We start from the raw sequence: 21392 nt of genomic DNA on the forward strand, positions 1-21392 counted from the left end.
CTCAACGTCTCCACTACAGATAAACCGGCCTGTTCCAAGACAGGGGTAAGATGTTGTTGTACTCGTGCTGGTTTCTGGGGGGAATGAAATTGGCCCAAAAATCCCACCTCCGCCATCCGGGCAACAGAAGCATCGGTCAAGGTCACTTGATAGACATGTGATCTCCGCCTTGAATGGAGCTCCAGGCTGACAATTTGCTGTGATTTCGCACGTGAATGGTTGATCCTCACATGGCATGTAACATTCAGCATAAAGGGAGTACTGATCACTGCAATACACATAAATATCATATGTGTCGCTGCAATTCATTTGGCCCTGTCCGCGCCAAACCCTCTCGCCCGGGACGGAAGAAGGCTGTCTACTCATGCCAATTACAGTGTTGATTCGTGGATGGCAGGAACCGATGCCATATGCATTAAACTCCCAATAGTCGGGGATAAGATCACAGCAGTAGGCACATGGATTTGGGTTCGATGCTGTCATTCAGAAAATACCTGAAATATAAGTGTTGGAATAACTTGTAATGAAGAATGAGCAGGTGATTCAACAGTTCACGTTGAGAATATTCATAACTTCGGATATCCCGCTTTGGGCAGGCAAATAATCTGGGTGTTGTGACAGAATCTGATTCCAGGCTTTGAGTGCCTTCTCTGGGTGATTGCTATCCATGTAAACTATTGCGAGGTTGTGGAGAGCCTTATATCCTGACAAATCTGCATCCACACTTGAAAAAGCGATATCCCATTTAGTGTTTAATATCTTCAGATAATGAGATTCTGCTTCAGCGAACTCTCCACGAATGTGGGCAAGCATGGCTGCGCGAAACAGCAATTCCTTGTCATTAGGAAACAATTGCAGTGCTCTTTGAGCAATTGAGTTCCCCTCGTGATGCTGAGAGAGTGCATACAAGCTTGAAAGCAATATTGCATAAGCTTTGCGGACGTGAGATTCTGCGGGAGTTGACACCGCCAGGCAGCGATTCAGATAGTCCACGGCTTCTCGGTGGCGACCACAGTCACAGCAAGTCATTCCCAAGTTGAACAATACAAAGGGGTGTTCCGGTCGTTCCTTCAGATCGAGTTCCAGCAACCGGAAATCCCTTTCCAGTTTTCGAGCCTTGCCCTCTACGGAATGGTCGCTGCCGGAATGAATGACATGGATGTCTGTGAAGGCCACGTCTCCCCCCGCGCGGCGGATCGCCGGAAGAATCTGCTCGTGAATACGATGTTCAAACCTTAGATCGGGTCTGTTGCGGAAGACTTTGACATGGTCGACGACCGTGACATTCCGGCCACCTTCCTGAGTCGGACCGGGGCAATGGACCTGCATCACATAGCCCAATAGATGGGGTGGAGCAGTCTGGCGAACGAGGGCCTGCAACTGACGTCCGCACTCTTCGGAGATTGTGTCGTCCGAATCCATCCAGAAGATCCATTCTCCCGTGGCATAGCGCAGGGATTCGTTGCGGGCGGCAGAGAAGTCATCCCTCCAGGCCCAGTGATGCACTGTCGCTCCCATTGATTCGCAGATCACTGGTGTGGCGTCGGTCGAGCCGGTGTCGATGACGATCATCTCATCGACCCAGGGGCGAATACTTTCGAGGCAGGGGCCGATTGTCGTCTCGTTGTCTCGCACGATCATGCAGAGCGAGAGTTTTGGCTGGGTTGGTTGAAGTAAAAGCCCACCATCAGGCACTTGTGTCGCATGAAATGGTGATGCGGGGGGCTTAAGGCGAGAAGCCCACTTTTCCTCAAATTTCACGCGGTTTTCTTCCAGCAGGGCTCCGAAATCCAGATCGCTTGCCAGAAAGCTGCGGTGACCGAAGTGATGAACGAAACTATCGACAGCAACAATAACTTTGTATCCGGCGGTTCGGGCCCGCACACAGTAGTCGTCATCTTCGAAGTTACCGATGCCGAACCGCTCATCGAGACCACCCAGTGCCTCGTAGGTCTCGCGGCGAATCAACAGGCAAAATCCGACCAGTCGCTCCAGTGAATATCGCTCCTGATGATGCTGCTTGCCCCAGTTCCAGGCAAACCCATCAATGGCACTTAAATCGTCATAAGAAACAGGGACTTGCTGGGGGCCACTCACACAATTTGAGACCGGCCCTACCAGCCCGACCTGGGGATCGGTATTCAAAACTTCCAGCATTCGCGTTAACCAGCCAGTCGTGACAATTGTGTCGTTGTTGAGCAGCAGGAGTTGCTGGCCGCGAGCGATCGCCATTCCCTGATTCACTGCCGCTGGAAACCCTCGATTTTCTGCATTTTCAATCAAGCGGATCTCGGGTTGTGAGCGCAGGTATTCGAGAGTCCCATCTGTTGAGGCGTTATCGACGACAATGATTTCAATAGGTTCAAAAGTGCGTAAACGCAGGCTGTCGAGACAGAGGCGTGTATAGGCCAGTTGATTCCAGGTGACGAGAATGACCGATGTTAATGCAGGATTACGATGGCGCAGTCGTGCTCTATAAAGAAACTGATATGTGAAAAAGTCAGCTGCCTGCTCGCGGGTTAACCCGGAGATTCTCAGGCCTCCCACCTGCACCTCCCCCTTCGAGCCTTGCTTTTCCCACTCGGCCCATCCTGGTCCAGGAACCGCTTGAGTTGTTTCGACATCAAAGCCAGCACGAAGCAGGAGTTTTTCGATTTCATTCCGGGTAAAGAATCGAACATGATCCTCATCGAGGAGACCTGCTGATTCATAGGTGAAATGGCCATCAAGCAAGTTGCGAATGACAACATGGTTCTGAAGATTGGGGAGTGAGAGAATGAGGTGTCCTCCCGGTCGAAGTGCACCTGTCAACTTTCGCAATAAACGTTCTGGATCGCGGAGATGCTCCAGAACATCCGCAGCGACGATGACATCGAAAAATTGTGTGGGAAGCTCAAATTGCGAATGTTCCAGGTCGACATTCAGCAGGTGATCCAGACGCTGGCATGCCAATGAGGCTGCCTGTGGATCCCGTTCCAGGCCCCAGACGGCGCAGATCTGTCGTTGTTTCAGTGATTCTCCTAAACGTCCACTTCCACAACCCACATCCAGAATGGTGTTGGCATCCAGGGGGATCAGGGCCAGAACTTCAGGCCTGGCATGTTCGAAATACTCCGTCCCTTTGGAAAAGGATGTTTCCTGGATACGAGGTGTCGATGAGAACGTCTCAGGCTGCGGGACGACTGAGCGAGACATCAGTTTCTCCAGACTTTGCAGGAGGACTTTGGCACGATGGACATAAGTGTGTTCGGCCAGCACAAGTGCCCGTCCAGCACGAGCCATCTGGAGACGCTGGTCTTCATGTTTCAGGTAGTACGTCACCTGATCGATCATTTCGTCAGCTGACTCGTAGGTGATCAGGTGTTGTCCGGTGACAAAAAGTTCTTCCTGACCATTCGCTTGGAGATCGTTGGTCACCACAAGAGGGCCACATGCCAGCGATTCAAAGACCCGCATATTGATGTCGTTTTTGAGACTGCAGTTAAAAGCGATGCGGCAGCGACTGTAGATACTGGCCATCTCGTGGAAGTAAGCTCGCCCGGCAAATCCCTGTGGAAAACGCCGGATCAGGCATTCCAGCAATTGAGTCCTCGGCCCGGGAAAGAGATTGCCGACAAATCCCCAGTCCCATTCCCAAGCCTCTCCTGTGGCCACATGAATCTCGGGATCACATGCCAGGGGCAACCACCGGGCCTCAGTCAGTCCCTTCTGACGCAGGTGTTCGGCTCCATCTTTCTGTGCTGCGAAGACAGCATCGGCGGACTGGGAGTGCTGCCAGGCCCGTGGGAAATCAAGATGGGTATCAATCGCCCACCAGGCGACAGGTCCCACTCCCTGAGGCCAGGTCCAGGACAGACCATCATCGACCCAGACGTAGCCATCAAAACTTTTTGGGGAAAGTGTCGAAAGCTGATCGGGAAGGAGGTGCACCGTCTGTGGCAGGAGTGATTGAATCGCCCGCAGGAGGTACGTTCCCGTCGTCTCTGGACGGGGACGATTATCGAAGACGACAGCCACACGCTGAAGGTTCATACACCCTCCGATGAGACAAGGCCCTGGGCTCGATTTTGAAATTCCCTGCGAGTACTTTCGAATAATGGGCGGTAATGCCGATCGAGTATCGAATTCCACGTAAATTCTTTTTCAAATCGTTCGCGACCGCGGATTCCCAGGCTTCTTCGAAGCGAGGAATCATCCAAAAGCCGTTCAATTTGTCTCGAAAGAGCAGGGCTGTCTCCCGGCGGAAACAAGAGTCCCGTCGCCTCATCCAGAACGGTAAAAGACAATCCGCCAATGGCACTGGCGATGACAGGACGACCTGCCGCCATCCCTTCCACGGCCGTTCGACCAAGTGCTTCTTCCGCAATGGTGGGGCAGATCACGATATCACACGATTGCATGACCTGTGGCAGATGGGCCTGAGATTGCCATCCCACAAACTTCACAAAAGGATCTGCGAGATCCAGAGGCTCATCGGTGACCACCAATTGGAAGTCCTGTCGATGCTGCCAGAGCTGACGAGCCGCCTCCAGAAGCACATGAAACCCTTTCATGGGTTCCTGAACCAGGCCTGCAAAGAGCAGTCGCACGACATGTTCGGGGTGGCGAGGCGCAGTCTGTGCGATCGGAAAACGGGCCGGATCAAACCCGCTGGGAACCACATGCACTGCTTGAGCGAACGGCTTACAGGCTTCGGCAATCAGCGGATTGACTGCCAGAATTCCCGTTGCCTGGGCAAAGACCCGGCGCAGCCGCTGGCTGTACTCAGGGGTCCCAAAGCCTGCCAGCGCACGCTCCCGGCGATGCAGTCCTCCCGAGAAACGCTCATTCTCAGTGACGCACTGGATGCAGATCTCTGGTGTCGCCAGTTGCTGTCTGGGACAGGAGCGGGGGACAGGTGCAATCTGGAGCAGCCGAACATTGTTGAGCGGGCACAGGCACTCCTGAGCGGCAAGGCGTAGAAAAGTGGGATATCCCTCACACGCTTCTGCCAGAATGGGTTTCATGGACCAGCTATCAGTCACAATCACAGCGTCTGGAGAAAACTGGCGAAGTACCTGCTGCAATCGGTGCTGAATCTGGAGAGCATTCCAATCCGAAGCCTGCATCAGCAATTCTTCGAGAGGCCAATCCACAGGTTCCTGGATCTGACCCAATTGCCAGGCATCGTAACGAAAAGAGAAATGCCGAACGGGATAACCTGCTCGATGCAGGAATCGAGCCAGTTCCGCAGTATGCACGGTCCCACCACCGGTGGAGGGCCAGTTAAAGAGCAGACTGATGATGGCGATGCGGGGTAATGAGTGATTTTGCTCAGTGGTCCAGGTGTCGGGGCAACTTGTCTCTTTCGCCCTCGACCGTTCGGTGTCTGACGCCAACCATCGGTCTCGATTGACAATCGGTATCTTCCAGGATGGATCACAGCGGAGAGCCTGTTCAAAACTATCGATCGCCGTCGCATGATCCGACTGCAGTGCAGCAATCACACCCAGTCCATTCCAGATTCGTGCCTGAGATCTTGAGTCTTGAAGATCTTTCTGGAGCTGATGAAACAGCGACTGGCCTTTTGCCATCTCTCCGTTGGCAATGCAGGCTTCGGCCTCAAGCAACTGATCTTCGGTGAGGCTTTCCTGGAGGGAAGTGAACTCCCCGGAAGACCCTGGAAAAGATCGATCGTTCATAGGAGGTCCCTCTGCAGAGGGACAGACATCAGTTTATGGAACAGCCAGGCCCAGCGAATGGCAATCCGCCGCAGGCTCAAGACTTCTCGAAGTGCTGCTCCGAACTGAAGGCATTCTTGCCGGTATTCTGGTGATAACCAGTTGTCGTCTGTGGGGCTGACTGCTCGAAACCCCAATTGTTGGAGGATCTGCGCCGGGTTGCTTTCAGGTTCTAGTGCGATCGGTATCCCTGACGCCAGGTAGTCACAAGCCTTCGTGGCCGGTTTGTGTCGTGCACGAAAATCATCCCCCTTAATGTCAATCGCAGCGGAGCAACGATCGAGCCAGCGGAGATGGTTTTCCGGAGTCCAGGGATGGACTTCGACGGGCTGAAGAGCACGAATCTGCTGATGAATCCTGTTCCGACCTGCTAGGTCAGATTCATCAGTTAAAATCACCAGTTCACGGGGAAGTTTGTGACCCTTGAGCCAAGTGACCAGCGGTTCGAGATTTGCCTGGACACCGACCCATAAAATGGGTCCCTGATCAGAGCGTTGGGCATTGAGTTCTGTCACGTACTTAACGTGATGCGGAATGTCAAAAGTGGGGGCAAATGGGCGGAAATAAGCCTGGAGTGAGGGGGCGTGTGTGACAATCGCGTGACACAGCTTGAGCCGCTGGGCATCCTGCTGAATTTCGATGTCACTGAAGTAGATATCCACTGGGCAGAAAACAATCCGAGACGATCGTCTTAGTACCTGCAAAGTTTCCAGCGAGGGGAGAAACTTGATAATCACCACGATATCAGCCGCGGGGATCTCTGTTGAGAAAGAACAGGTTTCAAACTCGTGTGAAAGTCCTCGTTGCAGATCTGCTCCCAGCCACTGCCACGACCCAAAATGGGGCAATTCCGGGCCGAAAGCGAGAGTTGTTCGCATCAAGGACATGGAGTCTCCACTCAGTTCCGATCGGAATTGATCGGTTTGATTCTGGGGAGAAATCTCATCCATCAACCACTAAGGAGAGTTTGTTCACCAGTTGAGTGGCCGAAGTCTGCCATGCTCATGAGCAAAAAGCTAGACCTTGTTAGTGAAATTTTTGTCAACAATTTTCTGCTATGATAACTGAAGTGATCTGGGCAAGATCTGCTGGAGATGATGAGCGGATTGGCCTCCAGTTATTCGTGCGAAACCTGAATTAAGGCCTTCAGAGATTCAACAGACTCCGGCTTTTCGTCGGGCCAATCTTTCCAAGATACTTGAAACGAGTGGATTCCCTGCCACTGCGATTTTCGGCTCAGGAGCTGTGTTTCAAGGGCGTCCAGCAAGACTTGATTGACCAGTTTTTGCACAAGACGCCCTCCTTCCTGATGGTGGCTGGAGGTCGACTTTTCATGAGCCCACACTCCCAATTGATGGGGGATTCGTGGTGAAAGAGTGAGCCTGATTTCCAGCTTCCGTGCCCAAGATTCCTGGAGCCGCTGGCAGGCGGCTTCCGCGATGCCAATGAAGGCTTCCTCACTGAGAGGACGGAAGACCACAATTCGCTGGATTCTGGCCAGAAACTGCGGTGGGAATATTGGCTGAGTCGAGCGTTCGTGCCGTACTTTTCCCAAGGCTTGTCGGACTGCTTCGGCAATCGTGTCTTCTGGTGTCGAATTGGCTGTGAGTTGGGTGATCTGACGATCTCCCGCATTACTCGTCAGTATGAAGATCGCACGATCTGCGTACGCCTTGACGCCTCGTTGATCGACGATCCAGCCCTCATCAAACAAATTGAGAAAGGGCTTCCAGACATTTGGATGACACTTCTCTGCTTCGTCCAGCAGGAAGACAGAGTAGGGATCCGAATTGAGTTCATTAATCAGACGTCCGCCTTGCTCATGACCGACATATCCAGGGGGAACACCGATAATGCCCGAAATGCTGTGGGGTTCGGTAAAGTTTCCCATGGAGTAGATCTGTGGACGGCGACTGCTTGAATAGATCTCAGCAATTCTTTTTGCAAGTTCTGTCTTTCCGACCCCTGTTAACCCCGCAAACAGCAGAACTGAGGCTGGCTTGTTGGGTGAGGTGAGTCCTGCCTTGATGAGTCGCAGTTCAGCCGCGACCTGCCGAATTGCAGTCTCCTGGCCAGTCACCACAGCCGATAGTGTTTCTTCAAAATCTCCATGAGTACGTGTCCCTGCTAACGTTTCTGCAGGAATGCCAGTCTTGTCGGCCAAGACCGCAATTAAATCTTCGAGTTCGACGGTCTGTTGAGCGGCTTGTCGCTCATTTCGACGATAGGCGACGAGTTCATAGGCTTCAGTCAACAGTCGGATGGACTTTGTTGGCTCAAACTCGCTGAGAAGATAGATCGATGAGAGGTGATGGCAGCGATCAATCAGCTCTGGGCCAAGATCGAGCTCAAATTTTTGGCAAAGCTGCTGAGCATGCAACTTCAAAATTTCTTGAAGCACACTGTCGTGTGGCTCGGGAAACTCAACCCTGCTGAAAAGTGATCTCATGGCGGCGTCTGACGAGATCGTGTCGGCGTATTCCCAGGGTGACATCATCGCGATCACCGAAACGTTTCGTCGACCAAGGAGAGCTCGAAACAGTGGAGCATTCGTGGCTCCCTGCAATCTCTTCATTAGTGGAGAGAGGCCTTCAACAAAAAGCAGGCAAGGTGTGTTGGCCGGAATTGAAGAGATCGTCATTTCCAGCACGGCCCGAGTATCTTCAGGGCCAATATTTCGAGCATCGAGTTCTAAGCAGACATGATCTTTGAGGAAAGCCCACTCCTGAGACTGCAGGAGTGAAGAAAATGCTCGCAGGGCAGATGTTTTGCCAACTCCCGGCATTCCTGTCACCGCGATATGGCGACGTGCGGAGCGAAACAAAATCGTGGCCAGATTCTCAAAGAATTCAGGCCGGTAGTTGAGCCAAGGGACACGGTCTGGCGACTTATGGAAATCATCCTTCGAAGCTGTCGTCTCCAATTGATGGAGTGGCAAAGGGGACGATCTCTCGGAAACTTGGGCCGAAGCTGGGAGAATTGTCGGCATTGAAGCCTGAGTACCGGATGACATGACAATTTCCATGGAGACTGATTGGGGAGTTCTGTTTTTGCTGAACAATACTCAGCCAATCAACCTACCCCAAAAAATTCATTTGATGCCAGATCATAGAGCTTCGATGACCATTGATGGAAGCGAACAACCTCTCGTTATCCCTCGATCAAGACGAGTAACCCGTGGACTTCCAATCAATTCATCCATGATCAACGAATGAATCCAATTCAACGCATGGCGTGTGCAAAGAAAGTCAGATCAAAGATAGAGCCAGTAAAATTGCTGCTAGTCGCTCGGAGTGTAAAGAGATCAAAGCTTCGCTCGCCACTGGACTCCTTTCCTGAGGGCAAGCAGATCTAGGGTTTTGACGCCGTCAAAATAGATCATACCGAAGGTCGTACTTCCGAATATCAGTTCTGGCCAGTTTTGATCGATCCAAGAAGGAATGGTTTCCTTTAATGTTAAAGAAATCGAATTGTCCAAGAGAATCATCGCCGCCGTTTTAGGATTTACCGATCGGATCAAATAGGTTGCAGCGTCGGGTTGTCCCTTTCCTGGTTATGTCCAAGGCCTACTTGACTGATAGTTAGGCTATTTCCACCTTCTCTCAGTCCCTGGCGAGAGTAACACGCGTGACCATTTGCGGAAGTCTTGGTCGTTCTAATCAAGCCGCCTATTTTATCGACAAACAATTCCTATGAGATTCTTCTCCGGTGCCGTGAGTTAGGCGAATAGATTTTTCCCAGTGATTCGACTATCGAGATGAAAGAGGGGTTGTTGAAAGGCCTCTCAGGCCAGGTGAGAAAAATCCTATCGAAATGAAATCGCAATGAACTGGCAGATTTGCTGGCGGTTAAGAACCATCTCGATCCCTGGCCGTCTTCGGGTCTGATCTGAAGGGTTATCGGGACTGCTTCCCTTAGAGCCCGACAAAAAACTAAACATCCAAAGCACCCGGCAAATGGCACGGGATTTGCGCCAGAAAGTGGAAGTACCACCTTCTACTCCTTCTGGAGCCGATCATGAATGCTCATTTGCCGGATGCGATTTGTCAGCCTGTCATGAACATGCTCCCCGAGCAATCCCCACAGGGACGCCCTCCAGTAATCTTTCGGGAGGTGGCAGGCCGCCAATTTCCCATGACATTGTTCTCCGTGTCATCTGGTTCGTGCTCACCACCGGCTGCAGTTGGCGCAAACTGCCAGCAGGCATGGGCTGCTCTGGCGAGACCGCTCGGACACGTTTTGCTCATTGGGAAGAGCTGGGGATCTGGCGGCGATTGTATGCCAGCGTTCTGACGCAACTCCACCGGACACAGGCCTTGAATCTGGAAGTTGTCATCGTCGATTCTACGCACGTCCGGGCCTTTAGAGGCGGAGCGGTCAGTGGCCCCAGCCCTGTGAATCGCCGGAAAACTGGGACAAAGTACACGGTCATGACTGACGGGAATGGTACGCCCCTGGTCATGATCTCGACTCCGGCGAATACCAGCGATCATCGCTGCCTGATGCCCGTGGTCGAGCTACTCTCTCGTCAAGGGGGCTTCGGGCAGACCTCGGAAGCGTCCACGAGCGTTGTATGCTGACGCAGGCTACGACAGTGAAGCCGCTCGCCAGGCACTCCAGGGTCGCGACATCATCCCCCACATTCGGCGCAGAAACACCACCCATGGAAGTGGACTGGGAAAGGTTCCTGTGAAGTCACAAGACAGAGGTGGTGGAACGTACCATCAGTTGGCTCGGCGGCCTTGGCCGATTCCGAATTCGCTACGACCGCGATCAGCAGATCATCCACGCCTGGAACCACCTGGCACTCGCTGCCCTCTGCTATCGCGTGCTGATGAAAAAGTCAGTCTAAACTATTCAGCAGCAAAGAGGTTTTTTGTCAGCCTCTTAGTCCTTCGGGGTGGCTTGCGTAAAGTCGAGCGCCGCTTCGGGGATGGCTACCCGAATGCGGTGTTTGTCGACCTTCTTGACGATAGCGAATCATGTCGGGTAGGTGAGATCGCCGATGTCCGAAAGTACGTAAAAGTCAATCCACCAGAACGCGACGGTCGCGCAGCTATCATCCATGTCGGGACGCAATTGCGGCAGAAGTCGGCGTACGCGCCGTAGAGTTGCGAGAAAAGCTCGAATACGACGCAAGTGAATTGCGTGAAGTCATGGCCAAAGCAGTTGCCCTCTATCTAGACGAACGATTTTCAGCCTCAAGAAGTCGGCGATTCGGCCTTTTGCCCGGAAAGTAGCCACTCTGCAATCACCTTTGGCACTGGCGACGCGCCTGACGCCCTCCGCCTGACCGTTCTGAGGTCCCGGACAAACTTCCGGGACAGCGCTGATTGCCAGTGCGTTCCCCGTAAGCATTCGGAGGGAGTGAGGAGTGCTACGGGCAAGTGTCGAAATGTCCGAGGTGCCAAAATGATCAGTGGTACCATTGAAAGCGCGAATGGCGCTCAGTACCATATGGCTTATGTCTAGATGCACAGCACCAGTACGTGGTCATCGATCAGCCGCAGCGGCAGAAGCCTGTCCTGCATGTGGAGGTCGTAGTGGCCGTTACAGCGGATATAGCGGCTACAGGGTGAGTTCGTACTCGTCGTATTCCTCATCTACGAGTGGCAGCGGGATCAGTCGAAGCATCGGCGGTAGCTCAAGCCGCAATGTAAGGCCGCGCTGGTCAGGAGCGGGTTCAGTCCAGCTCTACACACCCGAAGAAGTGCGGGCGCTCACTCCAATTCGCGAAGCCGTCGAAAAGCGAGCGTCCGTGCCTGGTATTCGGGATGTTTTTCTCTGCCATGCGTGGGATGACCGGCAAGGCGCTGCCAAACAACTGTCCGAACTGCTTTTGGCAAGTGGCGTCTCGGTCTGGTTCAGCGAGAATGACATTGGCCTCGGCGAACCGTTCCTTCGTGCAATCGACAAGGGATTGGCAAAAACGCGAATCGGAATCGTGCTAGTTACTCCCGCGCTGCTGAAGCGACTTCCGGCAGCGGGCGTTGCAGACAAGGAACTTTCGGTGCTTCTCGCGCGTGACCAACTTGTTCCCATCGTGCATAACACAACTTACGATGCCCTCCGCGATGTAAGTCCGATGCTGGCCTCGCGAAACGGCCTCGACACATCCGAAGAGCCGATGGCAGATGTCGCCGCAAAGTTGGCCGAATTGGTCAGGGTGCCAGTAAGTGCAGGCCGATGCGGGTAGCGCGTCTTCATGCAGTATAGGCTGAGTGCATCCCGTCGTTTCGTTGACATGTGCGGCCTACCAGTTTTCCCATAGATCGGCATCCTCCGCGAGAAACTTATCGCATTTCCATGGCTCCCAGCATACCGGTGACCCGCTTCGGAGCAGGTAATACTGCTCGTTCGCGCAAACAAGCTGCGACTTATCCGTCTCGCTGATCCAGTTCATGGCCTCGCAGAACGAGTCTTGAGAGGAGTCTTGAGCGAGAATGTCGCCTTCCAGTACTTCAATCCTCTGGGTCAGTCGCCTGACCTTATCCGGCAACTCCTTGATATTCCTGCGGGCAAGGAACTGCTCGTCATGGTGATTATTCTGGAGGATCGAGAGACGCTTCAACTCGGCGTCCCCTTCCGCGAGGGTCAGCACAGCGGGATTGCCTGAAGCAATCGCCTTCACCTCGGCATAGCTCAGTTCTTGCCCGCCGACATCCTCGGCCTTCCGCGCGATGTTGCTACCATTCATCACCTGGGCAATGAGTCGTGCCTTGGTTTCCAGTGCCTGCCACATATAGGCGTCGAAGCTGCCTTCCGTGACATAATGGTAGATCGAGATTTCCTCATTGTCATTGCATTGCCGGAGGATTCGACCGTCACGTTGTTCTACCTCGGCGGGCCTCCATGGTGCGTCAGGGTGATGCAGGGCAACCAGACGTTTCTGGACGTTGGTGTCGGTTCCCATCTTCTGGGTTGATCCGAGGAGAACCCGGACGATTCCCTTCCGCACCTTCTCGAACAGGACTTGCTTCTTGCCGTCGGTATCGGCAGGTCCGATGTCTGCAATCTGGCTGGCAGGATTTCACCGGTCGATCAGCTTGCTACGGATGTCCTCATAGGCCGAATATCCCCACGCGGTTTCGTTCACGCCCATATCACAGAAAATTAACTGCGTGTCGCGAGTCGAGGCAGTTTCCTTCCATATAGCCACCACGTCGGCCAATGCATTGATCTTCGATTCTCCTGTATCTTCTGCCTCAGCCGAAACCATACGGGCATCGAAGGCAAGCTTCCGGCCATCCGTGGTGATCGCCAGTGCGTTGTCCTCGCGTGTATCGACCTTCTCGGTGCGGATTCGTTCGTAGCGCTTCACCAGCTCCTCCTGAATCCCGAACTGGTCATCCGACATCGGGCAAGCGATGGTCTGCGGCTTTCCACCGGCCAGCTTGGGTCGTGTCAGGTTGAGCATTTCCGCTATCTGGACCTCGGAGAATGCCTGGAACATCTGCTGAAACTCCGGCAGGTTCACGAACTTGGCGAACCGGGAACGTGGGCGGATGCTCTTGCCGTCCGGTGAAATCTCCATCGCCTCGACGACTTCACCGAAAGTCGCAGCCCATGTGTCGAAATTATCGATACCGCGCGAGCGAAGTCCGGCGGGATCGAAATGCCGCTGCACGGTGTACATCTCGACCATCGAATTACTGATCGGCGTCCTTCGGTTCCGTAGGCCGTTGGTCGAATCCTTGTGGGTGGGTATCTAACTTTGCTTTTCTCAGAGATTTAGGTCTTTTTCGGCAAGGTGCCGAACCAATCCACAGATCACAAGGTGTACTGTGTTTTACATCGTTTTCAATCAAGTTCTCTGACACTTCTCTGACACGCACCTAAAGAGGTTCGCCAATAGTGGGCACCACTGGTGATATGCCCCAGGTGGCTCTGCCGCCGCTTAACTGTTGGCGAATTGAACCGTAGGCTATTTGGACTTCTTGCGTTAATCTCATCAAATCAACCGATCGATTGGAAGTTCTCACCTCTCAAAGGGAGTCGAGCACTGACGTAAAATAGCTCGGAAAGGCCTGTAAAACCGACCGGGCAGTTTCCTTCTTGTTGAGCAATCGTCGTTTCACCTTTTTACGTTCACTCGCACCAATCAAGCTTGCTGCCAACTCCTGCGCAAGCACGCGATCAGCAAATCCCAATTCGTAAATGGTGATCGATAGAGACGAGGGAAGTCCGTACTTGAGTTCCTTTTGGAGCTGGCGTAGCAACTCGATCGTGTCGGTCGCAGTCGATTCTTGGATTGTCAGGACTTCAGCCACAGCTCCCACAATCAGCATTCCATCAAATCCGAAACCGCTCTCGCATAAGTCGACAATGTGTTCGATTGTCGGATGTAGATTTCTGGCACTGAACCGGCATCCGGCTCCCGATATGTCTGCAAAAATTGATTCGAAGGGCTTTCCCTCTATCCAACTCTGGGCGGCCTGACTCACCGATGACGGAATTGAGCAACCGACGAATGATTTATTCCTGACAAAATCAGTAAACAGCGGCCAGATGTCACGCAATAAGGAAGCTGTATCGGAACGGCTTAACAGCTCACTCAGATTGTCTGTGACCCATTTCTGAATTGTGAGGTTATCAGCCAATCCAAAAAGGCTCCGCGAAAATATTCGACGTGTTGCCAAGTCTGGAATATTCGTCGCTACGTTCTCAGCCAACTTCTCAAATAATTCGACCAGCTTGATGCGCTCATCCTCTTCGGCAATGTGATATGCAAGGGTGGACGCGGCGAGCGACTCAATCGAAGCGCTCAACTCGTCACTGTTTTCTTCCCAATTAGCAAGAAGAAAACTTTCAATCGCTGACATGATGTCAGATTTCGCTTCCAGTTGATTTTCGAGATCCGCCTCGTCGAAGTTATTCTCTCGATACTTCACAGCGAGTCGGTTGGCTACACCGTGCCAGCCCTTCTTACCTTTCTTGTGCGCTTGCACCATCAGACCGACAGATAAACGGAGACTCATCTCGCGATCTTTTGAGTACACCGGATCAAGAACGGAGAGTAATGCGCTCCGACATTCCTCAGACTTTGACGGATCCAAAAGTGCCTTTGTATTTGGCCATCTCCACCGTTCGCTCGCGTCGGTTCGTCCATCATAAATTTTCGGATCGGAGAAAATCACGGTTCCTTCCGTGTGCATCCCGGAGCGGCCGACACGACCAAGAAGATTGTGAAAATCACGTGTTTTGATCTGCTCGTTACCTTGCCTGGCTCCCGTGATAATCAGATACCGAATCGGCAAATTGACACCTTGCGCAAGTGTCGATGTGCAGATGACGACTTTTATTAAGCCCTCCTTCATTGCGAATTCGACCGCGAGTCGAATTCCATGCGGGGTGTTCCCGTGATGCGTAAATACGCCAAGTCTTGCAGCCTTCGAAGATGCGACCGAGTCTCCCAGATTCCTCTCAATTTGATAGACGAGCCGCTGAATCTCACCTGCATCTGAATATGTGTCAGGAGATGCCATTGCTAAGCCGCGACTGAACACCTCAACTGCACTTTGAGCAATTGAGCTAGCCGTAGATTTTGTGCCAACGAAAATCGCCACTCCGCCGGAGGCAGCTAACTTCATTCCCAAATACAGTCCGATGGAAGTGCTGTCCCGTTCAGGGAACTCTCGAGGCTTTCGTTCTCGCCGGAACAGATTCAAGGACTGTTTTTCAATAATTCGTGGTACAAAAAATTCGCCAATATCAGGATCATTGGAATCTGTGAATTCGAGCCGCCCGAGTCGATCTTTCCAACTTGCGAATGCTAGGGAACGCGTCATTGGAAGAAGTCCGTTGCCTGAGACGACGGCGCCTCCAGATCCAAGAAGCCAGTCTGCGATTGCTTGTGCATTGTTTAAGACTGCGGAGACTAGCACCGTCTGTGTCGTTTCCGCGACTGCGGATTTCAACGACGTTAAAAGCAACTCGTAAGTCACTCCACGTCTGCCGCTGTCAAATTGGTGGCCCTCATCGTAGAGCAACAATCCCAATTCCTCCGCAATTTCCGGGCTGTGCCTCAGCAGGTACAGGCACTTCTCCGGAGTCATCACCAGCACTTGCTTCGCTGATAAGATATCAGAGACATCGAAGTCATCTTGTGAAACATCTGAGAGCGCATCTACGTTAATCGCTTCGCCACTAAAGCTACGTGCCAGAGCTTGTCGAATCTCCTCGCACAACGCTCTGAAGGGGGCAATAACAATCGCAAGCGAGGTTCGTTCAGCGTAGAACGCGCCACGAATCACCAAATCGAGCGATCGAGTCTTCCCGGCGCTTGTGGGCATTTGCACAACCGCCGACTTACCCCGATATAGACCATGGTCCCCGAGCAACTGCTGCGCTGGCCACACTTCACGGATAAAGGTACTCTTGCGAATTATTGGAGCCCAAAGTGTTTCGCTAACATCGGTGTAGCGGGGAAGCGTTGTCCAGGTTGACTTGGCTTGCCTTGTTCGGGCGATGGCACCAATCAAATCAGCGAACAAGACTTCACGGGGGCTACCTTCAGCATAGGCTGACGTTCTTAAAGTACGGATCGCTAGATCCAGCTCTTGAATGCCTTCTCCCGTCGAATTGAAATTTCCCAGAGCATCTGCAAGGTTTCGAATTTCCGCGTACGTTTCGATCGGAAAAGCGGGAGCGACTTGAAAATCGCCTCTTAAACTCCACGACAGTAGCTGTTCAAGTCCTCTTGCACCCAAATCGGGACATGGTTCAGGGATTCGCGAAGCGATGACAGATGAACTTCCTGGAAGTGCTGCGAGATAGTACGTAGCTCCTGCAAGGAGCAACATGTACGCGTCAAGTTGTGAGTCGAGTTTCGATTCCAAATAGGAATCGAAGAAGCGTGCACAGAACAGTAGGTGCTTTGAGGTTTCAGCAAGTCGCTCTGACGTCTTGTGATTGACTGACGTACCCGCGGCCACATCACCAAGCATTCCGATTGTCAGCGAAAAAAGATGGGCTGGGTCTCTCGGAATTCTGATGAAATCTTCGCTCGGCACACCGTATTCGTGCATCTTGGCCCGCGCACGCGTTGCTCCAAGCAAACTTTCTGAGGCTTGTTCAGGCTTCATTCGCAGCGAGCTCATATAAGGTATGTACCAACGCCATTAGATCATCGCCCTTAATCACCATAAGCGATAATCCAGAGGATTTCGGGTGCTTTGAAGCATCTGTCTTGGAGAGAGTTGTTTGGCAATACGCCGTGCTCGTGAAGATCGCGACCGCGCCGTACGTTTCCTTGTATGGATGATCGGCGAAGTTCTGAAACCGCTCGATCGTCGCGATCTCATTCACAGCATTTGCATCCAGATAACGTTGCTTGATCGCATTCAAGGACTCGGCTTTGCGAATCTCATCTTTGATTGAATCGTCAACTGCATCCTGAAGCCGGGGGGGCTTTCTTGCCCCTGAAAGTGCTCCTTTGGCTTCAAAAATAGCAAGCTCATCGTTTTTGGAATGCTTACCCGACTTCAGGATTTTGAATCCGAGTATGTCTCCGCCCTTTGTTGATTCATTTTTAATCGTTTTCGATGAATACCGAGTGCGCGGTACGAAGTAATTCAAGTTGTATTGCAGGAAATCTGCCACAAGGATTTCGCAGAAATCTCCTGATCGGATACTGGGGCCAGGAGCGATCGTTTTGCTCGGAAACTTCATCGTGAGTAGATACTGGCTTCTCGTGTGCCCAGTCCCCTTGCGAAGGGCATCGATCTGCGTATCGAGGCAGTAGTGGTTGCGAAAATGCTTTGCCCAAGACGACATCAGCGCTTTATCCGTCTGGTCGTACTGAAACGCCCAGACATGAATCGGCTTCCCATCCGCTGTCTTCTGCGGCGGCGAGAGTTGGACTAACCATCCAAGGTGCTGATTTGACCACGGCATTCCTAAGCGTCACTCCAGAAGTAGCCTCATTGAGCGGTTTGCAAAGCTGGCCATCGTCGACGAGCACGAAGGACTTCGTCTCGAATGAGCAACTTGCACTCGCCTTGCGCAGTGTTTGAACAACGGGATGAAAGGACTGTATCACAACTTTTCGAAAGAGTGCATCCCCGGTGATTGTCCCGAGAGACCTAAATGCCTGAAAAAAGCGAGATCGACGGCACATTTTGATGTCACCAGAGGATCACTCGACTGTGATGCGAATCTCGGCTGCGGTCCGAATTCTGATGGGCACCAATTCCGGAAACTGACTGCGAATTGCGGCGTACAAATCGCCATCAGACTCGGGAGCATTTACATGAAGAAGCGGAATTGATATGGCGCACTTCCCAGTCCACGCATCCGTTTCACGACGCGCGCCAAGACCTTTGAATATCCGAGGGTGACAGGCAGCGGATCGTAAAGGGCGTCGTTATTCCAATCCATTTTTGATAGAGCAAGGACGGCTCTCGCCGCGTCGTCCCACGTTCCATGTCCAGCATGTCGCACCAGACGAAGCGGAACTGGAGTGCTACGAGAGCCCTGAAAATACGCTCCACGGTCGCTGATTCCTCGCACATCTCCATGCGTCCAGAGCAAACATTCGCGTGGGCTAAGTCCAACCAACGTGCCCCGTGCAACCGGATAACCTGCTGCTGCCCCTCTTGTCGCACCGCCCTGAGGGTCGATTCGGACACCGCGCCATCCGACGCTCTCAACAATTTGAACAAGGTCAACCGCTTCACAAAGGTGCAGAGCTTCCATGCACCCATCGACTTCCTCACGTTTGAATTCAGTGGTTTTATGGACCATGACCCGACGTGGAGTGCGCCCAGCATGCCGTCGTCTGTAAAGGTCCATTGAACGCGTCATAACTCGAAACATCTCCGTCCTGGAAAGGAATGGATTATCTCGTTGAAGGTCGAATTCATGAGCATCGTATGCGACGAACTCCAGTCCCGAACCCTCAGCATCGAATACCTGACTACAACAGGTGACGAACCGGGGCCGATCCGATTCCACTGGGCGCTGGGCATACGAAATCCCAATATAGGCAGTCTCCGGATCAACGTCTGCCAGTTTCCATGGCACGCCACCCGCTTTGGCGTATAGAGCTAATCCGACCCGCCACATCACGCTGGCCCGACACGGATACGAGAGCGCTTTGTCTTCGCGAACAATCTGAATGGGCAATCTTCGAGCGGCGGTAGCAGCCTTCAGGTGGTCGTGAAGATCGAAATCGTCGCCAGCCTTCCCTACAAATCCGGCTTCCCACCGCTGCGGAAGATAAATGAAAAGCACATCGAAATCGGGACGCCGAGTTTCGAGCGCTTGAACCGCCCGTACAAGACGGTCGGCCAAAACAATCTGCGGAGTTGAAGAATCTTGGAATTCACCCTCTACACTTGAATCGAGTTCAACATGACAAGCTCCGCCCGCTCCTTTCATATGAAGACCAAAGACTCTGTGAAACCCCGGCCACTCTGGCAGGTACTCTCTGCGTTCAATTGGCTGATGCGAGGAATTGAGTTGCTTCATGAAATCGTAAAGTCGCCCGGACTCACCATGCGGTGCGATTGTGGCAACGCGAATCGGATCAGGTACCAACCCTTTAGAATGAGGTCCGAATCGAAGTAGGCCACGAAGGGGATGCGTTTCTCTATCTGATGCACGATCAGGATGAAACGCTAGAAGAGGCTCCGGAAACGCGATATGGGATTGAATTCTGCTGCTCATGGAGAAAGCCTTCGAGAGTACGCTGTTTCCGAACCAATTGAGAACGTTGCGTCAACGCCATTGCCAATTCCCAGCGCTCGAATCTCAATACCATCACCTTCGAGGTACTTGGCCCAGAATTCAATCACATCATTCAATTGCCTGTTGTAGCGTTTCACTGTTCTTTCGCGTGCAAAGTCAGTAGCAGCGGCTCGATTGGCTTCTGTCATTCCTACGAACACCACTCGCGGCTCGATGAGTACCCATAGCCGCTCTTCCGCCCAGTCTAAACGAACTCCAATTCCTTCTCTCCAGGTTAATTCTGAATCCCTTGGGACCGACCCGCTTATAGAACCAGTTAACGCTTTAAGCCGTGCCCAGCGAGGATCGCTGGGGTTCTGAGGCGCGAGCAAGTCTGCCCGACGATGTCGAAAAGCATCGAGTCCCCGCTCTCGAACTAGTGCCGTAGTAAGCGCCGCTCGAAGCAAGCCACGCTCACCCGAATCATACCGCAATCTCGCTTTTTCGATTGTGTGTAAATCGAATTCTGAAATCGCATGATTAGAAAATGCCTGACGAATCTCTGAATCCTGACCGAACGCCAATACGCCAGAACTCACACGTCCAACCAATACATTAACACCAACTTGCTTAACTGCGTCCGCAACTTCGGCATGTCCGCCAATTTCACATACAACGCGTCGACAAACGGTAGGCGTTTGAATTGGAAGTGCATTAAACCTTACCACTGGCCATCCCATCCTGCCGGTGGGAGGCGGTGCACCACTCCAGTGACGTCGCTCTGAGCTGAAAGCATCGAGCACTTTTGTGTCGATTCCTTCTAGAAGACGCGTCACATCCCGAAGTGTTTCGTCAAAATTCTCAATCGGAATCAAGGCCACTTCGATATTCGATGCCATTGCATGGCGGAGTAATTGTTCTACGCGGGGCAATGGGCGACCGTCTCCGCGTTGCAACCAGAACAATCCAGCAGGAAAAGCCCCACTGGTCACGGCTTCCTCCAGGGCGTCCATGATTGAATCGTCGCGTCCGCTGTAGCCAGCGACCACAAGACCAAATCGTCGACAACATTCGACTAGAAGCTGGCGCAAGCGGACATCTTGGTGTCGCAACTCGTCGTCAGTGTTTTTTAATCGCCTTGATCGAAAATCTCCGTGCAATTTGATTTCAATTGGCCAACGTTGATCTCCAACGAGTTGTGTCGCCACTTCAGGAGCGTCCAACCCCACCGTTGCCAATGCTCCAGTGTTTCCGTAGACCTTGGCACAGGCGTCGGCAACGAGCGAATCGAAGTTAGTCGTCCACAAAATCCTGGTGAGATCGGATTGCATGAGCGTCGCGATCGCTAGGTGCCCGACCGATGGCTTTGCTCCGTTCAACTTTGAATCTAAGTATGCTCGTCGATCAGTTTCTGCTGGATAAACAGATTCGAACAAGCTCGCGTATTCTTCTGGTGAGCCAGCGGAAGCCAATTGACCGGATGAATCAATGTGAGCCTGAAGCTGGGCACGCACTACTGAATTGGAGAGGTCGGCCACTGTTTGCGGAGAAACTCGCCTCTGACTCACAAAAAGCCGCTGCTTGAATTCCCAAATCATATCCGAAGCGGTTGGAATTCCCGCCGAAGCTGAAGCCCCGGCACCCAGCATCCACATCAGATTTTTGGCTCGCAACGCGAAACGCCGAGCGAAGTCGTCCAAACCGAGTTGCGGAACATCACTGGATGCATCCATACATTCACTTTTTTCAATCGGTCACGGGAAGTATCCGAAATTCGAATTCTGCCAAAAACGTGTCAATCGCCCTACTGGATGAGCAGTCCAGAATAACACACGACAATTCGACTTGGAATAAGCCGAGGGAAGCTGCAATTGTCCCGTTAAACGTCCAACGCAAGCAGGTTCACGTTGACTTTAGGGCATTTGGGGGAAGTGCGGTCGAGATGGTGGCCGGACCGCGCGGCAGAACCGTCAGAAGAACCTCGGGAAAGACTAGGCGGATCTG

13 protein-coding genes are annotated in these 21392 nt (G+C 52.6%); 3 read left to right on the plus strand and 10 right to left on the minus strand.

Translation table 11 applies throughout. The features are described from left to right. Positions 1 to 543: 543 nt before the first annotated feature. The 4 genes from PLIM_RS22480 to PLIM_RS05465 all read right to left on the minus strand — a co-directional run bounded on the left by PLIM_RS22480 (position 544) and on the right by PLIM_RS05465 (position 8733). Positions 544 to 4032, minus strand: coding sequence for a glycosyltransferase (locus tag PLIM_RS22480; protein ID WP_013109326.1), 3489 nt, complete (start codon positions 4030 to 4032; stop codon positions 544 to 546). Next, complete coding sequence (locus PLIM_RS22485) at positions 4029 to 5681, minus strand: glycosyltransferase (RefSeq protein ID WP_013109327.1); 1653 nt, start codon at positions 5679 to 5681, stop codon at positions 4029 to 4031. The genes PLIM_RS22480 and PLIM_RS22485 overlap by 4 nt, the downstream gene beginning before the upstream one ends. Continuing rightward, positions 5678 to 6607, minus strand: coding sequence for a hypothetical protein (locus PLIM_RS05460; RefSeq protein ID WP_013109328.1), 930 nt, complete (start codon positions 6605 to 6607; stop codon positions 5678 to 5680). Before PLIM_RS05460 ends, PLIM_RS22485 begins: the two co-directional genes overlap by 4 nt. A 230-nt stretch (positions 6608 to 6837) precedes the next feature. After that, entirely contained in the window at positions 6838 to 8733 is a 1896-nt protein-coding gene (locus PLIM_RS05465; protein WP_041401213.1) for an AAA family ATPase, read from the minus strand. 943 nt (positions 8734 to 9676) lie between these two features. Here PLIM_RS05465 and PLIM_RS22490 point away from each other — a divergent pair. The 3 genes from PLIM_RS22490 (at position 9677) to PLIM_RS05485 (ending at position 11916) form a co-directional block, all read left to right on the plus strand. After that, complete coding sequence (locus PLIM_RS22490; protein ID WP_013109330.1) at positions 9677 to 10300, plus strand: transposase; 624 nt, start codon at positions 9677 to 9679, stop codon at positions 10298 to 10300. Beyond that, on the plus strand, positions 10290 to 10829 hold the full coding sequence (locus PLIM_RS24055; RefSeq protein ID WP_013109331.1) for a hypothetical protein: 540 nt from the start codon (positions 10290 to 10292) through the stop codon (positions 10827 to 10829). Before PLIM_RS22490 ends, PLIM_RS24055 begins: the two co-directional genes overlap by 11 nt. A 355-nt stretch (positions 10830 to 11184) precedes the next feature. Next, entirely contained in the window at positions 11185 to 11916 is a 732-nt protein-coding gene (locus PLIM_RS05485) for a toll/interleukin-1 receptor domain-containing protein (protein ID WP_013109332.1), read from the plus strand. A gap of 57 nt (positions 11917 to 11973) precedes the next feature. Here the strand turns inward: PLIM_RS05485 and PLIM_RS24695 are convergent, their stop codons facing one another. From PLIM_RS24695 to PLIM_RS05510, 6 genes are all read right to left on the minus strand, one after another. Next, positions 11974 to 12633, minus strand: a complete 660-nt coding sequence (locus PLIM_RS24695; RefSeq protein ID WP_230849406.1) for a hypothetical protein — start codon at positions 12631 to 12633, stop codon at positions 11974 to 11976. A 117-nt stretch (positions 12634 to 12750) separates the two neighbouring features. Then, positions 12751 to 13365: a hypothetical protein gene (locus PLIM_RS24700; RefSeq protein ID WP_052301499.1), complete on the minus strand. Its 615-nt coding sequence runs from the start codon at positions 13363 to 13365 to the stop codon at positions 12751 to 12753. 340 nt (positions 13366 to 13705) lie between these two features. Continuing rightward, a complete protein-coding gene (locus PLIM_RS05495; protein ID WP_013109333.1) occupies positions 13706 to 16804 on the minus strand; it encodes a DEAD/DEAH box helicase in 3099 nt (1032 codons plus the stop codon). Beyond that, positions 16794 to 17615, minus strand: a complete 822-nt coding sequence (locus PLIM_RS05500; RefSeq protein WP_013109334.1) for a Hachiman antiphage defense system protein HamA — start codon at positions 17613 to 17615, stop codon at positions 16794 to 16796. Before PLIM_RS05500 ends, PLIM_RS05495 begins: the two co-directional genes overlap by 11 nt. A gap of 351 nt (positions 17616 to 17966) precedes the next feature. Beyond that, the gene (locus PLIM_RS05505) at positions 17967 to 19190 is read right to left on the minus strand and encodes an argonaute/piwi family protein (protein ID WP_230849407.1); all 1224 of its coding nucleotides are present in this window, start codon (positions 19188 to 19190) and stop codon (positions 17967 to 17969) included. Positions 19191 to 19384: 194 nt separating this feature from the next. Continuing rightward, entirely contained in the window at positions 19385 to 21121 is a 1737-nt protein-coding gene (locus tag PLIM_RS05510) for an SIR2 family protein (RefSeq protein ID WP_013109336.1), read from the minus strand. Positions 21122 to 21392 lie beyond the last annotated feature (271 nt).

The sequence above is a fragment of the Planctopirus limnophila DSM 3776 genome (genome assembly GCF_000092105.1).
GTDB classification, from domain to species: Bacteria; Planctomycetota; Planctomycetia; order Planctomycetales; family Planctomycetaceae; genus Planctopirus; species Planctopirus limnophila.